Consider the following 17,125-nt stretch of genomic DNA (forward strand, 5'->3'; position numbering starts at 1 on the left):
TCAGTGTCCTTTACTCTTCATCATCAAGATGCTCTTTGATCATCACCAGGAAAGGTTTGCCAAAGCGCTCCAGTTTGCGGTGACCCACGCCGTTGACGCTGAGCATCTCGGACGCGCTGACCGGCATCTGTTCTGCCATCTCTATCAGTGTGGCGTCATTGAACACCACGTAAGGCGGAATATTCTCTTCATCGGCGATCGCTTTTCGCAGCTTACGCAGCTTGGCGAACAGTTTGCGATCGTAGTTGCCACCGTGAAACTTCGCCGGACTGCTGCTTTTTGTTTTTGCGGTGATTAAACGCGGCACCGCCAGCATCAGTGGCACTTCACCACGCAGCACCGGCCGCGCCGCTTCGGTGAGCTGCAGAGCCGAATGCATAGCGATGTTCTGCGTCACCAGCCCCAGATGGATTAGCTGACGTAACACGCTCACCCAATGTTCGTGGCTCTGATCTTTGCCCAGTCCATAGACCGGCAGTTTGTCATGACCCTGCTCACGGATACGCTGATTGTTGGACCCGCGCAGCACCTCAACGATATAGCCCATACCAAAACGCTGACCCACGCGGTAGATGCCGGAGAGGGCTTTTTTGCGCTTCAACCAGGCCGTCATAACGTTTAGGTGGGTCAAGACAGATATCGCAGTTATCGCACGGCTGCTGGCGGCCCTCGCCAAAATAGTTCAGCAGCACCAGACGGCGGCAGGTCTGCGCTTCAGCAAACGCGCCCATGGCGTTGAGTTTGTGACGCTCAATATCCTGCAGCGGCCCGGGCACTTTCTCTTCCAGACATTTACGCAGCCAGGCCATATCGGCCGGGTCGTAAAGCATCATCGCTTCGGCAGGCAGACCATCACGTCCGGCTCGCCCGGTTTCCTGATAATAGGACTCGATGTTGCGCGGAATATCGAAGTGGACCACAAAACGGACGTTGGGCTTGTTGATGCCCATGCCAAAGGCCACCGTCGCCACCACGATTTGCAGATCGTCACGCTGAAACGCTTCCTGCACCCGGCCACGCTGCTCGCTGTCGATCCCGGCGTGGTAGGCTCCAACGCTGAACCCCCGGCTTTGCAGTCGCGCGGCGGTGTCTTCCACCTTCGCCCGGCTGTTGCAGTAGATAATGCCGCACTTGCCGCGCTGATCCTGAACGTAACGCAGCAGCTGATCGGTGGGTTTAAATTTCTCCACCAGCGTGTAGCGAATATTGGGGCGGTCAAAGCTGCTGATCTGGATCAGCGGATCCTGCATATGCAGCAGGTTAACGATGTCGTTGCGGGTGGTTTCATCCGCGGTCGCGGTCAGCGCCATTACCGGTAATTCCGGGAAGCGCTGACGCATCTTGCCGAGTGCGCCATATTCCGGACGGAAATCGTGGCCCCACTGGGAAATACAGTGCGCTTCATCCACCGCCAGCATCGCCGGTTGCCAGTGCGCCAGACTGTCCAGGAAGTTATCCATCATCAGACGTTCCGGGGCGATGTAGAGCAGCTTAACCCGACCGGTTCGGCAGTCGGCCATCACCGTCTGCTGCTGATCGCGCGTCATGGTGGAGTTGAGATACGCCGCCGCCACGCCGTTCGCCAGCAGCTGATCGACCTGATCTTTCATCAGCGAGATCAGCGGCGACACCACCAGCGTCAGCCCCTCGCGCACCAGCGCAGGGATCTGATAACAGAGCGATTTACCACCGCCGGTGGGCATCACCACCAGACAATCGCGCCCGCTCAGCGCCTCATTGATGATCGTCTGCTGACCGGGACGAAAATGCTGGTAGCCGAAGGTATCCTGCAATACCTGCTGCGCCAGCGCTTCCTGATTAAGAACTGCCGAGGTTGCCACGCGATTCCTGTCTTTCGTTATGGATTAGAACAAGTCGTTAAGTGTTACACCCACACCCAGACGCGTCTGGCGATGGTTGTAATCGATCAGTGATTCACCGTAACCGCTAAACACCTGAGTATAGAAGCGAACGTGCTCAGTGATAGGGTAGCTCCAGCCCAGGGTCGCGCCGCCATAACCGCTGTTCCAGTTATAGTTGCCCTCTACGCTGAAGATATTGTCGCCGAGCTTATAGCCCAGACGGGTGCGGTAGTAACCCATATATTTGGTGATATCAGGATTATCATCGCTGTTCGCCCCTTCAGGGATGCGATACCAGGGTTTGATTTCCGCCAGGAAGTTACCATTCTCTGCCATCAGACGCGCATAGACGCGGTTCCAGCTGCGCGAGGTGGGATCGCTTCGTCCATTGGATTGGTGATTCAGACCCACTTCGACATCACGCAGTGTCCAGCCCGCCAGCGAATAGTCGGTCGCCCAGCCCAGGAAAATCTGCGGCTCATAGTTGGTCTCACGGAATGGCGATGACTCAGCGCTATTCGACAGCTGCCACCAGGAACGCTGGGTGTAAGAGGCTGCCAGCACCGAGTTGTCGCCCAGAATACCGCGCCACAGCGGAAACGCCAGGCTGAGCTGGAATTTCACTTCATCTTTGCGGGCATTCTCTCCCCAGTTATAGGAGGAGATCGCCTCTTTATTGAGGTCGCTGGTATAGGTATAAAGCAGATAGTTGTTCTCGTACGGATAGAGAACAAACGGGTTATCATGCTTCTCCAGCAGGTTAGCAATAATGCTGCCCTGAACCTGTGGCGCGTCATGAACCTCTTTAATATGGGCTTCATCCGCCTGCGCCAGCGCAGGAAATATCAACATTGCCGCCAGCAAGGCGCGATGCTTACGCATAAAATTCTCCGGTGAGCAGCTGCGTATCAAAGTAACTGAAAGGGTGTCGTAAAAAGCAGGCCATTCTACACGCAAATGGCAGTGAGCATGAGTGCTGATTTCTTAAACTGGAAACACCCTCGCAGGCGGCATAGAATACACAACTCATTCATATTCCGCGCCCCTCTGGCCCGATTTTTTCAGGACACATCATCATGTCATCACCCGTGCTGACACAGCAGGACGCTCGCCAGCTGGTCGGCGAAATTTTCGTTTATCACATGCCGTTTAATCAGGCGCTGGGCCTGGAACTGATGCGCCTTGACGCAGACTACGCAGAGATCAGCTTCAATAACAAAACCATGCTGGTGGGCAACCAGGCGCAGCAGATTCTGCACGGCGGCGTTATCGCGTCGGTACTGGATGTGGCGGCGGGCATGGTCTGCGTCAGTAATGCGTTAACCCGTCAGGAAAGCATCAGCGAAGCGGATCTGCGCCAGCGTCTGTCACGCATGGGTACCATTGATATGCGCGTCGACTATCTGCGTCCCGGACGCGGCGAACGCTTCACCGCCACCAGCAGCCTGCTGCGCGCCGGTAACAAAGTCGCTGTGGCGCGCGTGGAACTGCACAATCAACAGGGCGATTATATCGCCACGGCTACCGCCACCTATCTTATCGGCTAACCACGCCATTGAATGGATCGCATATGGATACGCAACAAACCCGCCAGGGCGTTGGCTTTGCACTGGGCGCTTACTTTATCTGGGGCATTGCGCCCGCTTATTTCAAACTGGTAAAGCAGGTTCCCGCCACGGAAATCATGACGCACCGGGTGATCTGGTCTGCACTATTTATGCTGTTACTGATTACCCTGAGCCGCAGCTGGCCCGGCGTTCGCAGCGTGTTGCGCCAGCCTAAAAAAGTGCTGCTGCTGGCGCTGACGGCCGTGACTATCGGCGGCAACTGGCTGCTGTTTATCTGGGCAGTCAACAATCAGCATATGCTGGAAGCCAGCCTGGGCTACTTTATTAACCCGCTGATCAACGTGGTGTTCGGCATGCTGTTTTTGCGCGAACGGTTTCGCCGCTTGCAGTGGCTCGCCGTGCTGCTGGCCACCGTCGGCGTACTGGTGCAGCTGTGGCAGTTTGGGTCGTTACCGATTATCGCGCTGGGCCTGGCGCTGAGCTTCGCCCTGTATGGCCTGGTGCGCAAAAAGATTCAGGTCGATGCGCAGAGCGGTATGCTGATTGAAACCCTGTGGCTGTTTCCACTGGCGGCGATTTACCTGTTTGGTTTTGCCGACAGCGCCACCAGCCACTTATCCGCCAACCCACTGAGTCTCAACCTGAAGCTGATAGCGGCGGGCATTGTAACCACCATTCCGCTGATGCTGTTTGCGGCGGCCTGCAGCCGTCTGCGACTTTCCACCGTAGGCTTCTTTCAGTATCTCGGCCCGACGCTGATGTTTGTGCTGGCGGTCGCGTTTTACGGTGAGACCATCACGCCAGACAAGATGGTGACTTTTGGCTTTATCTGGCTGGCGCTGCTGGTATTTGTCTGCGATGCGGTGGCGTTTTCATTCCGTTCCCGTTCGCGCATAGCGTGAAATAAAGCGCGCTAAAGCCGGGCCGGTCAGCAGGATGGTAAACAGACGCAACGTCTGCAACGCCATCACAAACGCCATGTTGACCTGGGTTCCCGCCGCAATAATCGCCACCGTGTCCAGCCCGCCTGGACTGGTGGCAAGATAGGCCGTCATCAGATCGATATCCAGCATTCGCGTCAGCATCCACGCCAGCCCGCCACACAACAGCATCAGCCCGAAGATCGAGGCCAGCATCTGCGGCAGCGTGCGCAGTGCCAGCAGAAAAATCGGGCGGGTGAAACGTAATCCCACGCTCCAGCCAATCAGTGCATAGGCCACGGCCAGCAGCCATTCCGGCACCTGTAACACCGCGATGTCGCTACTTTGCAGTGCCGCACCCGCCAGCGCAGGCAGCAGCAGCGCGCCAGAAGGAATGCGCAGTCGGGTGCCCAGCCACGCGCCCGTCAGCATCACCACCAGGGTGATAACAAAGCCCTGATTCAGCGGTGGAAACCAGAGCAGCGAGACGCTGTGCGCCTCATCACCCAGCCCGATGCGTGCCACCAGCGCGGCCGCCGAGGCGACAAACAGCACCCGCAGATATTGCATGAATGCGACCAGCCGCACGTCAGCGCCAAAGTCACCCGCCATCGCCACCATGGCCGTTGCACCGCCCGGCGACGATCCCCATGCGCCGGTCGGGCCAGGCAGATGACTGAAGCGCACCAGCAGAAAACCTGACAGGCCGCTGGCCGCCAGCGTCAGCAGCAGCACCGCCAGCACGATCGGCCAGTCCTGGATCAGCGGGGCCAGAATCGAAGGCGACAGACTCTGCGCAATCATGCAGCCCAGTACGGCCTGAGCGAGCAGGAACAGCCGTTTATCAATTCGCAGCGTGGCACCCGACAGCCCCATCACTACACCCACAATCATCGGTCCCAGTAACAGCGCAGCGGGCACATGAAAATAGTGCAGCACCGCGCCCAGCAATACTGAGATCAGCAGCAGCAGCGTCCACTGCGCGCGCAACGGAAAAGCGTCCATAAGAAGTTAATAATTTGTAAAAACAGGAGGGTAAGATTACGCAGAAATGGGGACAGGAGCCAGCAGAACGGGCCATCTCAGATGGCCCGTTCTTATTTTAAAGCCAGTTTTTACGTTTGAAATAGAGATAAGGCGCCAGTCCGGCCAGAATCATCAGGCCGATCGCCGCCGGATAACCGAAGCTCCACTTCAGTTCCGGCATAAACTCAAAGTTCATCCCATAGCTGGAGGCCACCAGCGTCGGCGGCAGAAACACCACGGAGACCACCGAGAAGATCTTGATGATGCGGTTCTGCTCGATGTTGATGAAACCCATCGCCGCCTGCATCAGGAAGTTGACCTTCTGAAACAGTGATTCGTTATGCGGCAGCAGCGATTCGATATCGCGCAGAATTTCACGCGCCTGCTCCAGCTGATTGCCCGGCAAACGTGCTTTGCGTACCAGGAAGTTCAGAGCGCGCTGGGTATCCATCAGACAGAGACGCACCTTCCAGCCGATATCTTCCAGTTCCGCTAATCGCGACAGCGCCTGATCGTACTCTTCGCCCTGCTGACCTTCCATGATCACCCGGCTGAGTTTCTCCAGTGCGCTGTAGATGTTCTCGATTTCGTCCGCCAGCTGCTCGATTTTGGTTTCAAACAGGTCGAGCAGCAGCTCAAAGGCATTGCCGTCGATCAGGGTCTGATTACGGGCGCGCATGCGATAGAGACGGAACGCAGGCAGCTCACGTTCGCGCAGCGTGTAGAGACGGCCTTCACGGATGGTGAACGCCACGGTGGAGTTACCGGCGTGATCGTCAGCATCTTCATAGAAGAAGAAGGAGTGGATATGCAGACCATCTTCATCTTCGAAGAAGCGTGCCGAGGCCTCGATATCTTCCAGCTCAGGCCGTGTTGCCAGACTCTGGCCCAGCTCAGATTGCACGCGATCACGTTCGCCCTCTTCCGGCTCGATCAGATCGACCCAGACAGAGGTCGTCAGTTTGTCGTTTTCGTCTTCCAGCTCCAGTCGCGTCAGGCGGCTGTGATCCAGTTTAAATGCGCTCAGCATAGCAATACTCCCCATTGCAGACTAAATGGGACAAGGCAGTCCGCCGTTCCTCAACATGGAACGGGCAGCCTGAACACGGAAACAGAGTTTCAGAGATAAATCAGTGCTGACTCGCGACGGAATCAAAAAAGGGAGGTCGCTGATAACCGCTAAGGCTACCCGCGTAAAGAGGTAGCCTTAGATGTTATTCCTGGAATCCAGGTCATTGAGCCAGCATCGACTGGGCGTGTCCAAGGCATTGTCCTCTCATGATAATAGTGGGCGCATGTTACGCTGAGACGAAAAAGCCGTCAACCGCACGCTAAAGCGTTTCAAGCTTCGCGTAAGCCGCCACCAGCCACTTGATTCCCTGCCCCTGAAACGCCACCTGAAGACGGCTATGCTCGCCGCTGCCTTCCAGATTAATGATGGTGCCTTCGCCAAATTTTGCGTGATGAACACGCTGACCCAGCGCGAATCCACTGTCATTTTTGGTCACCGGGGCACCCATCCGCTGATGGTTTACCGGACGGCTGACGCTGGCGCGCAGACGCACTTCTTCTATGCACGCTTCGGGCAGTTCGCCGATAAAACGGGACGGGCGGTGATACACTTCCTTACCATAGAGTCGGCGGGTTTCGGCGTAGGTCAGCGTCAGTTTCAGCATCGCACGGGTCACGCCGACATAAGCCAGACGACGCTCCTCCTCCAGCCGGCCACCTTCATCCAGTGACATCTGGCTCGGGAACATGCCCTCTTCCATGCCGACGATAAACACCTGGCTGAACTCCAGCCCTTTTGCCGAGTGGAGCGTCATCAGCTGAACTGCATCCTGCCATTTGTCTGCCTGGCCTTCGCCCGCTTCCAGCGCGGCGTGGGATAAAAAAGCCTGCAACGGCATCAGATCTTCATCTTCATCCTGATAGCTGAACTGCCGCGTAGCGGTCACCAGCTCCTCAAGGTTTTCGATACGCGCCTGACCCTTCTCACCTTTTTCCTGCTCATACATCAGCCACAGGCCAGAGTCTTTGATGACCCGGTCGGTCTGAACATGCAGCGGTAACTCAGCGGTTTCGGTTGCCAGCGAATCAACCAGTTCACAGAAGCGTTGCAGCGCAGACGCGGCCCGGCCAGCCAGCGCACGGCTTTGCAGCAGTTCACGCGTTGCCTGCCACAGCGTCATCTGACGTTCACGGGCCGTCTGACGCACCACGTCGAGCGTGCGATCGCCCACGCCGCGCGTCGGGGTATTCACCACGCGTTCAAATGCCGCGTCGTCATTGCGGTTCGCCATCAGACGCAGATAGGAGAGCGCATCTTTGATCTCCTGACGTTCGAAGAAGCGCATGCCGCCATAAATACGGTACGGCATGCTGCTTTGCAGCAGCGCCTCTTCCAGCACACGCGACTGGGCGTTGCTGCGATAGAGAATGGCGCAGTCGTTGAGCGCGCCGCCGTTCTCCATCCAGACCTTAATACGGTTGACCACGAAGCGCGCTTCATCCAGCTCATTAAAGGCGCAGTAGATCGAGATCGGTTCGCCATCACTGCCTTCGGTCCAGAGCTCTTTCCCCAGGCGACCATTGTTGTTAGCGATCAGGGCGTTGGCGGCTTTCAGGATGTTATTGGTTGAGCGATAGTTCTGCTCCAGACGGATCGTTTCCGCGCCGGGGAAATCCTGCAGAAAGCGCTGAATATTCTCGACCTGTGCGCCGCGCCAGCCGTAGATCGACTGGTCATCATCGCCCACGATGATCACCCGGCCGCTGTCGCCCGCCAGCATCCGAATCCAGGCATACTGAATGTTGTTGGTATCCTGGAACTCATCCACCAGCACGTTGGTAAAGCGTTCGCGGTAGTGATTAAGAATGTGTGGCTTGTTGAGCCATAATTCATGGGCGCGCAGCAACAGCTCGGCAAAGTCGACTAAACCGGCGCGATCACAGGCTTCCTGATAGGCCTGATAGATGCGCAGCCAGGTCTGCTCAATCGGATTGCCGTAGCTTTCGATATGCTTTGGTCGCAGGCCTTCATCTTTTTTGCCATTGATGTACCACATGCCCTGACGCGCAGGCCACTGTTTGTCATCAAGGTTCATTGATTTGATCAGGCGCTTGAGCAGACGTAGCTGATCTTCGCTGTCGAGGATCTGAAAATCCTGTGGCAGACCGGCGTCAAGATGGTGGGCGCGCAGTAAGCGGTGCGCCAGACCGTGGAAGGTTCCGATCCACATTCCGCCCTGACTGGTGCCGATCAGATGCTCGATACGGTGACGCATCTCCGCTGCCGCTTTGTTGGTAAAGGTCACCGCCATAATCGAATAGGGTGAGCAGTTCTCCACCGACATCAGCCAGGCAATGCGATGCACCAGCACCCGCGTTTTACCACTGCCCGCGCCTGCCAGCACCAGCAGGTTACTGCGCGGTGCCGCAACGGCAGCGCGCTGATTGTCATTCAAACCATCGAGCAGTTCAGAAACGTCCATAAGCACCGATTACCAAAGAAAAAAACGCCGTCGTCACACTGATTATTCCGCCTGCCGTAAGGCATTATCGCTGCCAGTCAGGCGGCGCCACAGACGCCGGATAAGGGACGGCGGCAAAACAGAAAAGAGAAGACGACTGGATAAATTTACAGCCATTATAGCAGTGAGGTGAGTGATGCCAACCGCGAAATTTCGACATGCGGCAACAGGCGCGCATCCGGGATATGCATCAGGTTGCCCTGCCGCAGGTTAATCCAGCAGGCCTGCAGCCCGCAGCGCAGTGAGCCCGCCACGTCGGTGGTCAGGTCATCACCCACGTGCAGAATATGGTGTGGCGCGATATCAAGGCGTTGCGCGGCAAGCTGATACATATCCTGCCACGGCTTGGCGCGCCCGTCTGGCCCGGCCCGCAGCGTGAAGCAGAAGTATTCTGCAATGCCCATTTTCTCCGGGCAGGCGTTGCCGTTGGTGACCGCCACCAGCGGGATTTTCTCCGCCAGGGCTTTCAGCGTCTGGTGCGTCTCATCCGGCATCTCGACCTGACTCCGCCACTGATGGAAGACCGCCATCACTTCTGCCGCGCCCGCGGTGGCTTCAGCAGCAGAGAGGCCGATATTCAGCATCGCCAGCTCAACCGAACGGCGTCGCCACTCCGAAACATCATGATAGATATCAGGTTCGCGCTGCAGCAGCTCATCGCGCAACTGCTGATAATCCTGCGGCGTGAAGTCACGCAGCGCCGGATGAAAAGCCTGCAACGCGGCATGGGACTCCAGGGTGGTACGACGGATGACCGGGTAGTTATCGTAGAGTGTGTCATCAAGGTCGAAGGTCATGGCTTTTATGGCCGACAGCGGACGATAAAACTTCATTCGTTCTTTCCTCGTTTGGCGCGGGGATGCGCAGCGTCATACACCGAAGCCAGATGCTGGAAATCGAGATGGGTGTAGATCTGGGTCGTCGACAGGTTTGCATGACCCAGCAACTCCTGCACGGCGCGCAGGTCACCGCTGGATTCCAGCAGATGCGTGGCAAATGAGTGTCGTAGCTTATGCGGATGGATATGGCTGGCCACGCCCTGTCTGATGCCCCATTCGGCAAAGCGTTTCTGCACGTTGCGTGGCGAGATGCGGTTGCCGCGCGTCGAAAGAAATAGCGCATCATCCTGGCCGCCAAAGGTTTCACGCAGCGGCAGCCAGTGCTGGATCCAGGCGACCGCCGTGCGACCAATCGGTATCCGGCGCTCTTTGCTGCCCTTACCGACTACCCACACTTCGCCTGAATCGAGATCGACGTGGCGACAATCCATATTCACCAGTTCAGAGAGACGCAAACCGCCGCCATACATCACTTCCAGCATCGCCCGGTCGCGCACCGCCAGCGGATCGCTAAGGTCGATCTCCAGCAGCTGATTTACTTCATCAACATCAATGTTTTTAGGCAGATGGCGCGCTTTACGCGGCGTCATCACCCCTTTGGCCGGGTTGGCGGAAAGCAAACCCTGGCTCACCTGCCAGTCGAGAAAACTGCGCAGGGCGGAGAGCCGCAACGCGAGGCTGCTGGCGGCCAGTCCGGCGCGACGGCTGCGCGCCGCCATGCTGCGCACCTGCGCCGGTTCCAGTTGCGCCCAGCTGCTGAGCTTCATCTCATCAGCAATCGCCACCAGCGCGGCAAGCTGGCGCGCATAGCTGCTCTGGGTTAACGGACTGAGCTGGCGCTCCACTTTCAGGTAGCGCAGAAATCCGTCGACGGCCTCCTGCAGCGCGCTACTCATGCGCGTTCAACCCAGCGGGAGAGCAGATCAGGCATCATCTGCGACAGATGCTGCAACAGCAGTGTCCCCATGCCCGATTGATAGTGCTGGCTGTCACGACTGCTGAACACCAGCACGCCGAGATCGCCCTCCTCACCCATTAGCGACATGGCAACCGACCCGATCGCTTTGGCCTGCGGCAACAGCAGCAGCAGTTCCGGCCCATTAATGTTGCCAAGATAGTGATGCTGGTTACCGAAGCGCTGAATACGCAGCGGTTCAAACGCCTGACGCGAGAGGCTCAGCTGAAAGAAATCGGAGGGCGCGCCCAGCAGCCATTTATCACTGAACAGCCGCACATTGGCACCCGCCAGGCCCAGCTCACGCGCCCAGCGATGCAGACGGTTGAGCATATCCTGCAGCGAGTCAGCCGCGGCCAGATGGCTCTCCAGCGACAGCAGACGATCAAACAGTTCGTGGTTAGCGCTGGCCTGCTCCATCAGCAGCGTGATCTCTTCTTCCAGCCGCTGAATATGGTTGCGTTGCCGCGCCATATGCCATTCGACCAGAGAGACGCTGCCACGCACCGGATGCGGCACGGCCATCTGTTCAACTGCACGGGCATTGCGGATAAAGAAATCGGGATTCTGCCGCAGATAATCACTGACGGCCTGATCGTCCAGCAGAACCGAACTGTCAGCCTGCTCTTCGATATTTTTCATAGATGAATAAACCCATCGTAGACGTGTGTCGCAGGCCCGGTCATATAGAGCGGCTGACCGGCGCCTTTCCAGGTGATGTGCAGCGTTCCGCCAGGCAGGTCGACACGCACTTTGGCTGCCAGAATGCCCTGCTGAATGCCACATGCAACGGCAGCACAGGCGCCGCTGCCGCACGCCTGCGTTTCACCCGCTCCGCGTTCGTAGACGCGCAGGCGGATATGTTCGGGATTGATGATCTCCATAAAACCAACATTGACGCGATCCGGGAAGCGTTCATGACTCTCCAGAATCGGACCCAGCAGTTCAACCTGCGCGGTTTTGACACTTTCAACCTGGATAACGCAGTGCGGGTTGCCCATCGACACCGCACCCAGCATCACCGTCTGTTCGGCCACGCGCAGCAGATAGAGATTTTCGGCCTTGTTGGCGCGGAACGGCACCTGCTGAGGCTCAAAGTTTGGCTCGCCCATGTTCACGCGCACCTGGTCGTCAGGCGTGACGGTCAACACCATGCGGCCATTCTGCGTACTGACCCGGATGTCACTTTTGTTGGTCAGCCCTTTCAGCTGAACAAAGCGGGCAAAGCAGCGCGCACCGTTGCCGCACTGTGCGACTTCACTGCCGTCGGCGTTGAAAATGCGATAGTGAAAATCGAGATCGGGATCGTAAGGCGGTTCAACAATCAGCAGTTGATCAAAACCGATCCCCAGATGACGATCGGCCAGCCGGCGGATCAATTCCGGCGAAAAGAAGACGTTTTGTGTCACCGCATCCACAACCATAAAATCGTTGCCGAGACCGTGCATTTTGGAGAACTGCATTTTTTGCTCCGCCGGATATGCCATCAGATTAGTTCGCTTTTACGCCTGAATTGCCGGTAACCAGCCCGCCGACATCGGCTTTAGAGGCATCCGCTTTCTGGCGGTCGGTTGGGGCTTGTTGTTTCTTCGGCTGATCCTTTGGCGGGAAGTAGAGCGGTCCTTTCAGACCACAACCTGCAAGGCTGATTACTGCCAGTGTCATGGCCAACAGGCTTATTACTTTCTTCATTCTTTATGCTCTTCATGTCCTTTACCTGGATGCTTATCATCGCAGTTGAAGGTGGAAAAGCAACAGGAAATGCCCGCAAATAGCGTGAAGCGGGTGACAAGCCGGGAAGATAGCGGCCACCTGCAGAGCGCAGGCAGCCCGTCAGCATCAGTGCACCTGATAGCGTGGCTGATAGTCGCTGTTGTCGTTGTCAGGCTGCGAGGTACACAGCTGCGTCAGCGTCTGGCTACGGAACGGAATCACCTGGAATCGCTCACCGGTGTTCACAATCTGGTAGAACTGCGGCAGGTTGAAGTTGATAAAGCTTGAACCATAGGTAAAGCGATCGTGCGATGAGGAGTAGAACCGGCTGACATCGCGCACCAGCTCCTCTTTACTGCCTTCACAGTGATGATAAACCTCAACCCGATTGGTCTCATCAAGGATGTAGATATTGAAGCCGCGCTCATCGGTGGTGTTTTCAAAGAAGAACTGAATAATGCCTTCGCTGGCATACCCATTGACCACCGGTGGCAGCGGCGTCTGATTCGTTTCGACTTTGATCGACAGTCCGTGCAGCTTGTTGTTGGAGATCGCGCCATAAAACTCAACCGCGTTTTCCAGCTTCTGCACCGAAACGCTCATGCGTTCAAAGAACAGGCCCCAGGTCTCGCCCGCCATACGCAGCGCTTTAAAGCGACCCGGCTCCTGACGTGTGCTGGAGAGGCGCAACTCAATGCATTCTGAGACCAGTTGCTGTACCCGCGTCCGAATCAGACCGCGCAGATGCTGGCTGTAGCAGAACACTTCCACCGTATCGGGCGGTGCAGCATCCTGATGCATCTTACCGAGGATGGTTTTCAGCCCTTCGATCATCGCCTGTTCGCCGCTGAAGTGCAGCGTACGCACCTCATTCCAGGAGTTGCGATAGAGCAGATCGATGCTGCCAATCAGGCACTGCTGCTGCTGACCAAAACTAAAGACATCCAGCTTACGGAAGTCGAAGTGCACCACCTGATTGCGGAAGGCCGCCGTCGGATCGTGTTCAAGGTTAACAATAATCGCAAGGTGCCGGATTTCGCATGGACTATAGAGCGCTTTTGGCGTCGGCGAGGGCAGACGCAGCGGGAAGTGGCTGGAAACATCGTTAACCAGCTCCTGCAGACGCGCCAGATCGCAAACCTCATTGCCTTTAATATGCAGCCGGGTTTTACGGGTCAGCAGTCCATTGAACCACGCCCACGCCACCAGCTTGTTCAGGTAACGGTTATATTCCAGCGGCTGATGGCTGATAATCGAATCCATGTCCGGCGCCTGGTTATAGAGATACCAGCCGGAACGGTTGGCGCGGCCAGGCGGCACATGAATAAAGGTCAGATTGGGTTCGGAGAGATCGGGCGAAATCTGCGGATTCACCAGCGTCACTTTGCCCGGCAGCGCTTCAAACGCAGCATACAGTTTACGGGTCAACACACCGATATCCTGCGGGCTGGCGCTGACGCTTAAGTTATTGCGACGGGCAAAGCGGATCAGATTGCGATAACTCTGCATCATCGCATCCAGCAATTCATTATGGGCTTCGCGCACCCGCTCGATTTTCCACTCAGCGCGATTATCCAGAATGGCAATCTTCTCTTCGTTCCAGCCCCACTCTTTGACCAGCTGCGATAAAATTTCGCGACGCCAGCCGGTGCGGTGCTGATGATCTTCGGTGCTGAGCTTTTCACACACTTTGAGGTAGAAACAGCGACGCACCAGGTCAAGACGCGGCTGATCGTCAACGCTGGTCAGATAGTGCGTAACGCGCTCCAGCATCATGCAGTAAGGATCAAGCCCGAAGCAGATGATTTCACCGTCATGCAGGCGCTGTTTGATATCCATCGCCAGTAGCTGCGTATTCGGGTATTCCCAGCTGTAGGCTTCCAGCAGCAGCGTTTTCAGTACGGCTTTATACGGGGAGTCGATGCTTTTATAAAGCTGCCACAGGCTGGCGCCGAAATACTCTTCCGCCGACAGCGTGCCGAGGCCGCCAAGATCGAGCCACTCATTAGGGGTCAGCACGCCTTTGGCGTAGAGCGACATTACGTAGTCGTCGTAATTGTGCTCTTCTTCGCCCGGCACCATATTCCACAGGATGCGTTTACCCGCCATACGAACCGCGGTACGGTAAAACTCATCCAGCAGTAAAATGTGTTGTGTTGAACCGCAATCTTCACCGCCCAGACTGCCGCTTTCGTTGTGGCGGAAGCGGTTCTCATCAATCAGAAAGAAACTCACCTCTACGCCCATTGAAACGCACCACTTCTGCAGCAGCGTACATTTGCGCTGCAGATTCAGACGCTCTTCATTATCAAGCCAGGATTGATGGCAGACCCAGATATCGAGATCCGAGACGCTGTTCTGGCCGACAGATGAGGTGCTGCCCATAGAATAGATCGCCGTGATCGGCATTTCGCCTTTCGGCGCATCGGCATGACGCAGATCGCTGTCGCCGGTGAGATCGGCCAGCAGCTGACGCTGATTTTCATCAGGCGTGAAGAAGCTGATGCCATGTGGAACGCTACCTTCAAGGTAACCTGGCATCTGCGGATGTTGATAATGTAATAAGGTTGGCAGCAGACTGTAGACGCGCTGAAAAGCGGGTCCCATAGCAGCCAGCGCACGATCAACGCGCAGCTGGTTGATTGCATCCAGTCTCTGTTTCAGTGTCTCAATGTAGAGGTACAAGACGTTTCGCCTGATTGTCCCAGTGTTTAAGCACCCTGTTTCCACACTCTGCCGCTTATAAAGTAAAAAAGTGGGCAGATAATTGCTGGAAACGTGATCAATCTAACACCCTGCAGATTGACCGTAAAGAAAGTTGCGCTACCTGACAGTTTAGCACGTTCTTACCAGCTTCCCGCCTTTTCAGCTCTGGTTCCCACGTTATGGCTTAATAAACCGGCCTGAAACCGCACGCAGGCCGTTTTCAATCCGTTGAAACTGACAGTCTTCACCCAGAGATGATAGGATATTCAGTGAACGATAAAAATGGTTAACAGCATGTTAGACAAAATTTTCAGAATTGCTACAAGACAAAGCCCGCTCGCATTATGGCAGGCACATTATGTACAGCAACGACTCATGAGTGCCCATCCGGGACTGCGCGTTGAGCTGGTGCCTATGGTCACGAAAGGTGACATCATCCTTGATACGCCGCTGGCAAAAGTGGGTGGCAAAGGGCTATTTGTCAAAGAGCTTGAGCTGGCGATGCAGGATGGCCGTGCCGATATGGCGGTGCACTCGATGAAGGATGTGCCGGTCAATTTCCCGGAAGGTCTGGGCCTGGTAACCATCTGCGAGCGCGACGATCCGCGCGATGCGTTCGTTTCTCATCATTATGACTCCATCGACGCGCTGCCACAGGGTGCCATTGTCGGCACGTCCAGCCTGCGCCGTCAGTGCCAGATTAGTGCGCGCCGTCCGGACCTGGTGATCCGCTCGCTGCGAGGCAATGTCGGCACCCGCCTCGGCAAGCTTGATGCCGGAGAGTATGACGCGATTATTCTTGCTGTCGCCGGGCTGAAACGCCTGGGACTGGAAGATCGCATTCGTCAGGCGATGCCTGCCGAAGTTTCCCTGCCCGCCGTGGGTCAGGGTGCGGTCGGCATTGAATGCCGTCTGGACGACACCACCTTAATCAGCCTGTTGCAGGCGCTGAATCACGATGATACCGAAGTCTGTGTCCGAGCGGAGCGCGCCATGAATACCCGTTTAGAGGGTGGCTGCCAGGTGCCAATCGGCAGTTTCGCGGTGCTGGAAGGCGATGACCTCTGGCTGCGCGGCATGGTCGGCGCACCGGATGGCCGGGTCATGGTCAGCGGCGAACGCCGGGGTCCCCGCGCTCAGGCTGAACAGATGGGCATTTCACTGGCCGATGAACTGCTCAATGGCGGCGCGCGTGAAATCCTGCAGGAAGTTTACCAGGGGCAGCCGCCGGCATGACCATTCTGGTGACGCGCCCGGAACCCGCAGCGGCAGAGCTGGTGTCACGCCTGCATGCCCTTGGCAAACAGGCGTGGAGCCTGCCGCTGATCGAATTTGCGCCGGGCGCTGATCTCACCTCTCTGCCACAAAAGCTCGCCGCACTTCGCCCTGGCGACCTGGTTTTTATCCTTTCTCAGCAGGTTATACATTACGCACAACACACCGTCACAGCATGGCCCGCTGAGCTGGACTATTATGCAATTGGTCGCAGCACCGCCCTGGCGTTTCATACCGCCAGCGGACAGCAGGTGACCTGGCCTCATGCGCATGAAACCAGTGAAGAATTGATCCAGCTGAATACTCTTCAGCAGGTTGCCGGTAAACGTGCGCTGATCCTGCGTGGCGATCCCGGACGCGAGTTGCTGGCTCAGACGTTAACCCGGCGAGGTGCTGAGGTGTCGTTTGCAGCCTGTTATCAGCGCTGCCAGAAGTATTATGATGGACCCGTTGAAGGACGCCGCTGGCGCGATCGCGGTGTCTCCGTGCTGGTGGTGACCAGCGGTGAAATGTTACAACAGCTTTTTTCGCTGTTCCCCGCAGTTGATCGCGAGGAATGGCTGCTCAACTGCCGACTGGTTGTCGTCAGTGAACGTTTGGCTACCCTGGCCGCAGGATTGGGTTGGCAGGATATTCAGGTAGCCGATGGTGCCGATAACGATGCGCTGCTGCGCGCGTTACGCTGAACTTTAACAATGGGATGTGCCACATATGACGGAACAAAAAAG

At 56.7% G+C, this 17,125-nt stretch carries 14 protein-coding genes and 1 pseudogene; 4 read left to right on the forward strand and 11 right to left on the reverse strand.

Annotated features, from left to right (window positions below; genetic code table 11):
- Positions 1-10 precede the first annotated feature (10 nt).
- Positions 11-1,841, reverse strand: a pseudogene (gene recQ, locus JNO11_RS18755) (ATP-dependent DNA helicase RecQ).
- A 24-nt stretch (positions 1,842-1,865) separates the two neighbouring features.
- Positions 1,866-2,744, reverse strand: a complete 879-nt coding sequence (gene pldA / locus JNO11_RS18760; protein WP_010257301.1) for a phospholipase A — start codon at positions 2,742-2,744, stop codon at positions 1,866-1,868.
- Between the two features lie 194 nt (positions 2,745-2,938).
- On the opposite strand from pldA, the gene JNO11_RS18765 reads away from it, so the two are divergent.
- Complete coding sequence (locus JNO11_RS18765) at positions 2,939-3,409, forward strand: thioesterase family protein (RefSeq protein WP_010257304.1); 471 nt, start codon at positions 2,939-2,941, stop codon at positions 3,407-3,409.
- Positions 3,410-3,432: 23 nt separating this feature from the next.
- The gene (rarD, locus tag JNO11_RS18770; protein WP_010257306.1) at positions 3,433-4,332 is read left to right on the forward strand and encodes an EamA family transporter RarD; all 900 of its coding nucleotides are present in this window, start codon (positions 3,433-3,435) and stop codon (positions 4,330-4,332) included.
- Here the strand turns inward: rarD and JNO11_RS18775 are convergent.
- The 9 genes from JNO11_RS18775 to JNO11_RS18815 all read right to left on the reverse strand — a co-directional run bounded on the left by JNO11_RS18775 (position 4,303) and on the right by JNO11_RS18815 (position 15,101).
- The gene (locus JNO11_RS18775; protein WP_325177584.1) at positions 4,303-5,355 is read right to left on the reverse strand and encodes an AbrB family transcriptional regulator; all 1,053 of its coding nucleotides are present in this window, start codon (positions 5,353-5,355) and stop codon (positions 4,303-4,305) included. The two genes, rarD and JNO11_RS18775, sit on opposite strands and share 30 nt — an antisense overlap.
- Before the next feature lie 97 nt (positions 5,356-5,452).
- Positions 5,453-6,406, reverse strand: coding sequence for a magnesium/cobalt transporter CorA (gene corA, locus JNO11_RS18780; protein ID WP_003854370.1), 954 nt, complete (start codon positions 6,404-6,406; stop codon positions 5,453-5,455).
- 301 nt (positions 6,407-6,707) lie between these two features.
- Complete coding sequence (uvrD, locus tag JNO11_RS18785; protein WP_010257313.1) at positions 6,708-8,870, reverse strand: DNA helicase II; 2,163 nt, start codon at positions 8,868-8,870, stop codon at positions 6,708-6,710.
- A gap of 155 nt (positions 8,871-9,025) precedes the next feature.
- Positions 9,026-9,742, reverse strand: a complete 717-nt coding sequence (gene yigB / locus JNO11_RS18790) for a 5-amino-6-(5-phospho-D-ribitylamino)uracil phosphatase YigB (protein WP_250489623.1) — start codon at positions 9,740-9,742, stop codon at positions 9,026-9,028.
- On the reverse strand, positions 9,739-10,644 hold the full coding sequence (xerC, locus tag JNO11_RS18795; RefSeq protein ID WP_010671674.1) for a tyrosine recombinase XerC: 906 nt from the start codon (positions 10,642-10,644) through the stop codon (positions 9,739-9,741). The genes yigB and xerC overlap by 4 nt, the downstream gene beginning before the upstream one ends.
- Positions 10,641-11,345 (reverse strand): DUF484 domain-containing protein, encoded by a 705-nt coding sequence (locus JNO11_RS18800; protein WP_010257324.1) that lies wholly within the window; start codon positions 11,343-11,345, stop codon positions 10,641-10,643. Before JNO11_RS18800 ends, xerC begins: the two co-directional genes overlap by 4 nt.
- Positions 11,342-12,166 carry a diaminopimelate epimerase gene (gene dapF, locus JNO11_RS18805; RefSeq protein ID WP_031292612.1) on the reverse strand — a complete coding sequence of 275 codons (825 nt, stop codon included), beginning with the start codon at positions 12,164-12,166 and terminating at the stop codon, positions 11,342-11,344. The genes JNO11_RS18800 and dapF overlap by 4 nt, the downstream gene beginning before the upstream one ends.
- 28 nt (positions 12,167-12,194) lie before the next feature.
- The gene (locus JNO11_RS18810) at positions 12,195-12,395 is read right to left on the reverse strand and encodes a lipoprotein (protein ID WP_010257328.1); all 201 of its coding nucleotides are present in this window, start codon (positions 12,393-12,395) and stop codon (positions 12,195-12,197) included.
- Positions 12,396-12,542: 147 nt separating this feature from the next.
- Positions 12,543-15,101, reverse strand: a complete 2,559-nt coding sequence (locus JNO11_RS18815) for a class I adenylate cyclase (RefSeq protein ID WP_010257330.1) — start codon at positions 15,099-15,101, stop codon at positions 12,543-12,545.
- A gap of 315 nt (positions 15,102-15,416) precedes the next feature.
- Between JNO11_RS18815 and hemC the strand changes: the two genes are divergently transcribed.
- Both hemC and hemD read left to right on the forward strand, forming a co-directional pair.
- Positions 15,417-16,358: a hydroxymethylbilane synthase gene (gene hemC, locus JNO11_RS18820; RefSeq protein ID WP_050680561.1), complete on the forward strand. Its 942-nt coding sequence runs from the start codon at positions 15,417-15,419 to the stop codon at positions 16,356-16,358.
- Positions 16,355-17,083 carry a uroporphyrinogen-III synthase gene (gene hemD, locus JNO11_RS18825; RefSeq protein ID WP_010671672.1) on the forward strand — a complete coding sequence of 243 codons (729 nt, stop codon included), beginning with the start codon at positions 16,355-16,357 and terminating at the stop codon, positions 17,081-17,083. Before hemC ends, hemD begins: the two co-directional genes overlap by 4 nt.
- Positions 17,084-17,125: the final 42 nt, after the last annotated feature.

It is taken from the genome of Pantoea sp. 1B4, assembly GCF_016925765.1.
In the GTDB taxonomy this organism is placed as follows: domain Bacteria; phylum Pseudomonadota; class Gammaproteobacteria; order Enterobacterales; family Enterobacteriaceae; genus Pantoea; species Pantoea agglomerans.

Coding starts and splice junctions, on each gene's coding strand:
- JNO11_RS18775 (WP_325177584.1), bottom strand. CDS start 5,355: ATGGACGCTTTTCCGTTGCGCGCGCAGTGGACGCTGCTGCTGCTGATC.
- hemC (WP_050680561.1), top strand. CDS start 15,417: ATGTTAGACAAAATTTTCAGAATTGCTACAAGACAAAGCCCGCTCGCA.
- xerC (WP_010671674.1), bottom strand. CDS start 10,644: ATGAGTAGCGCGCTGCAGGAGGCCGTCGACGGATTTCTGCGCTACCTG.
- hemD (WP_010671672.1), top strand. CDS start 16,355: ATGACCATTCTGGTGACGCGCCCGGAACCCGCAGCGGCAGAGCTGGTG.
- JNO11_RS18800 (WP_010257324.1), bottom strand. CDS start 11,345: ATGAAAAATATCGAAGAGCAGGCTGACAGTTCGGTTCTGCTGGACGAT.
- JNO11_RS18765 (WP_010257304.1), top strand. CDS start 2,939: ATGTCATCACCCGTGCTGACACAGCAGGACGCTCGCCAGCTGGTCGGC.
- yigB (WP_250489623.1), bottom strand. CDS start 9,742: ATGAAGTTTTATCGTCCGCTGTCGGCCATAAAAGCCATGACCTTCGAC.
- corA (WP_003854370.1), bottom strand. CDS start 6,406: ATGCTGAGCGCATTTAAACTGGATCACAGCCGCCTGACGCGACTGGAG.
- dapF (WP_031292612.1), bottom strand. CDS start 12,166: ATGCAGTTCTCCAAAATGCACGGTCTCGGCAACGATTTTATGGTTGTG.
- pldA (WP_010257301.1), bottom strand. CDS start 2,744: ATGCGTAAGCATCGCGCCTTGCTGGCGGCAATGTTGATATTTCCTGCG.
- uvrD (WP_010257313.1), bottom strand. CDS start 8,870: ATGGACGTTTCTGAACTGCTCGATGGTTTGAATGACAATCAGCGCGCT.
- rarD (WP_010257306.1), top strand. CDS start 3,433: ATGGATACGCAACAAACCCGCCAGGGCGTTGGCTTTGCACTGGGCGCT.
- JNO11_RS18810 (WP_010257328.1), bottom strand. CDS start 12,395: ATGAAGAAAGTAATAAGCCTGTTGGCCATGACACTGGCAGTAATCAGC.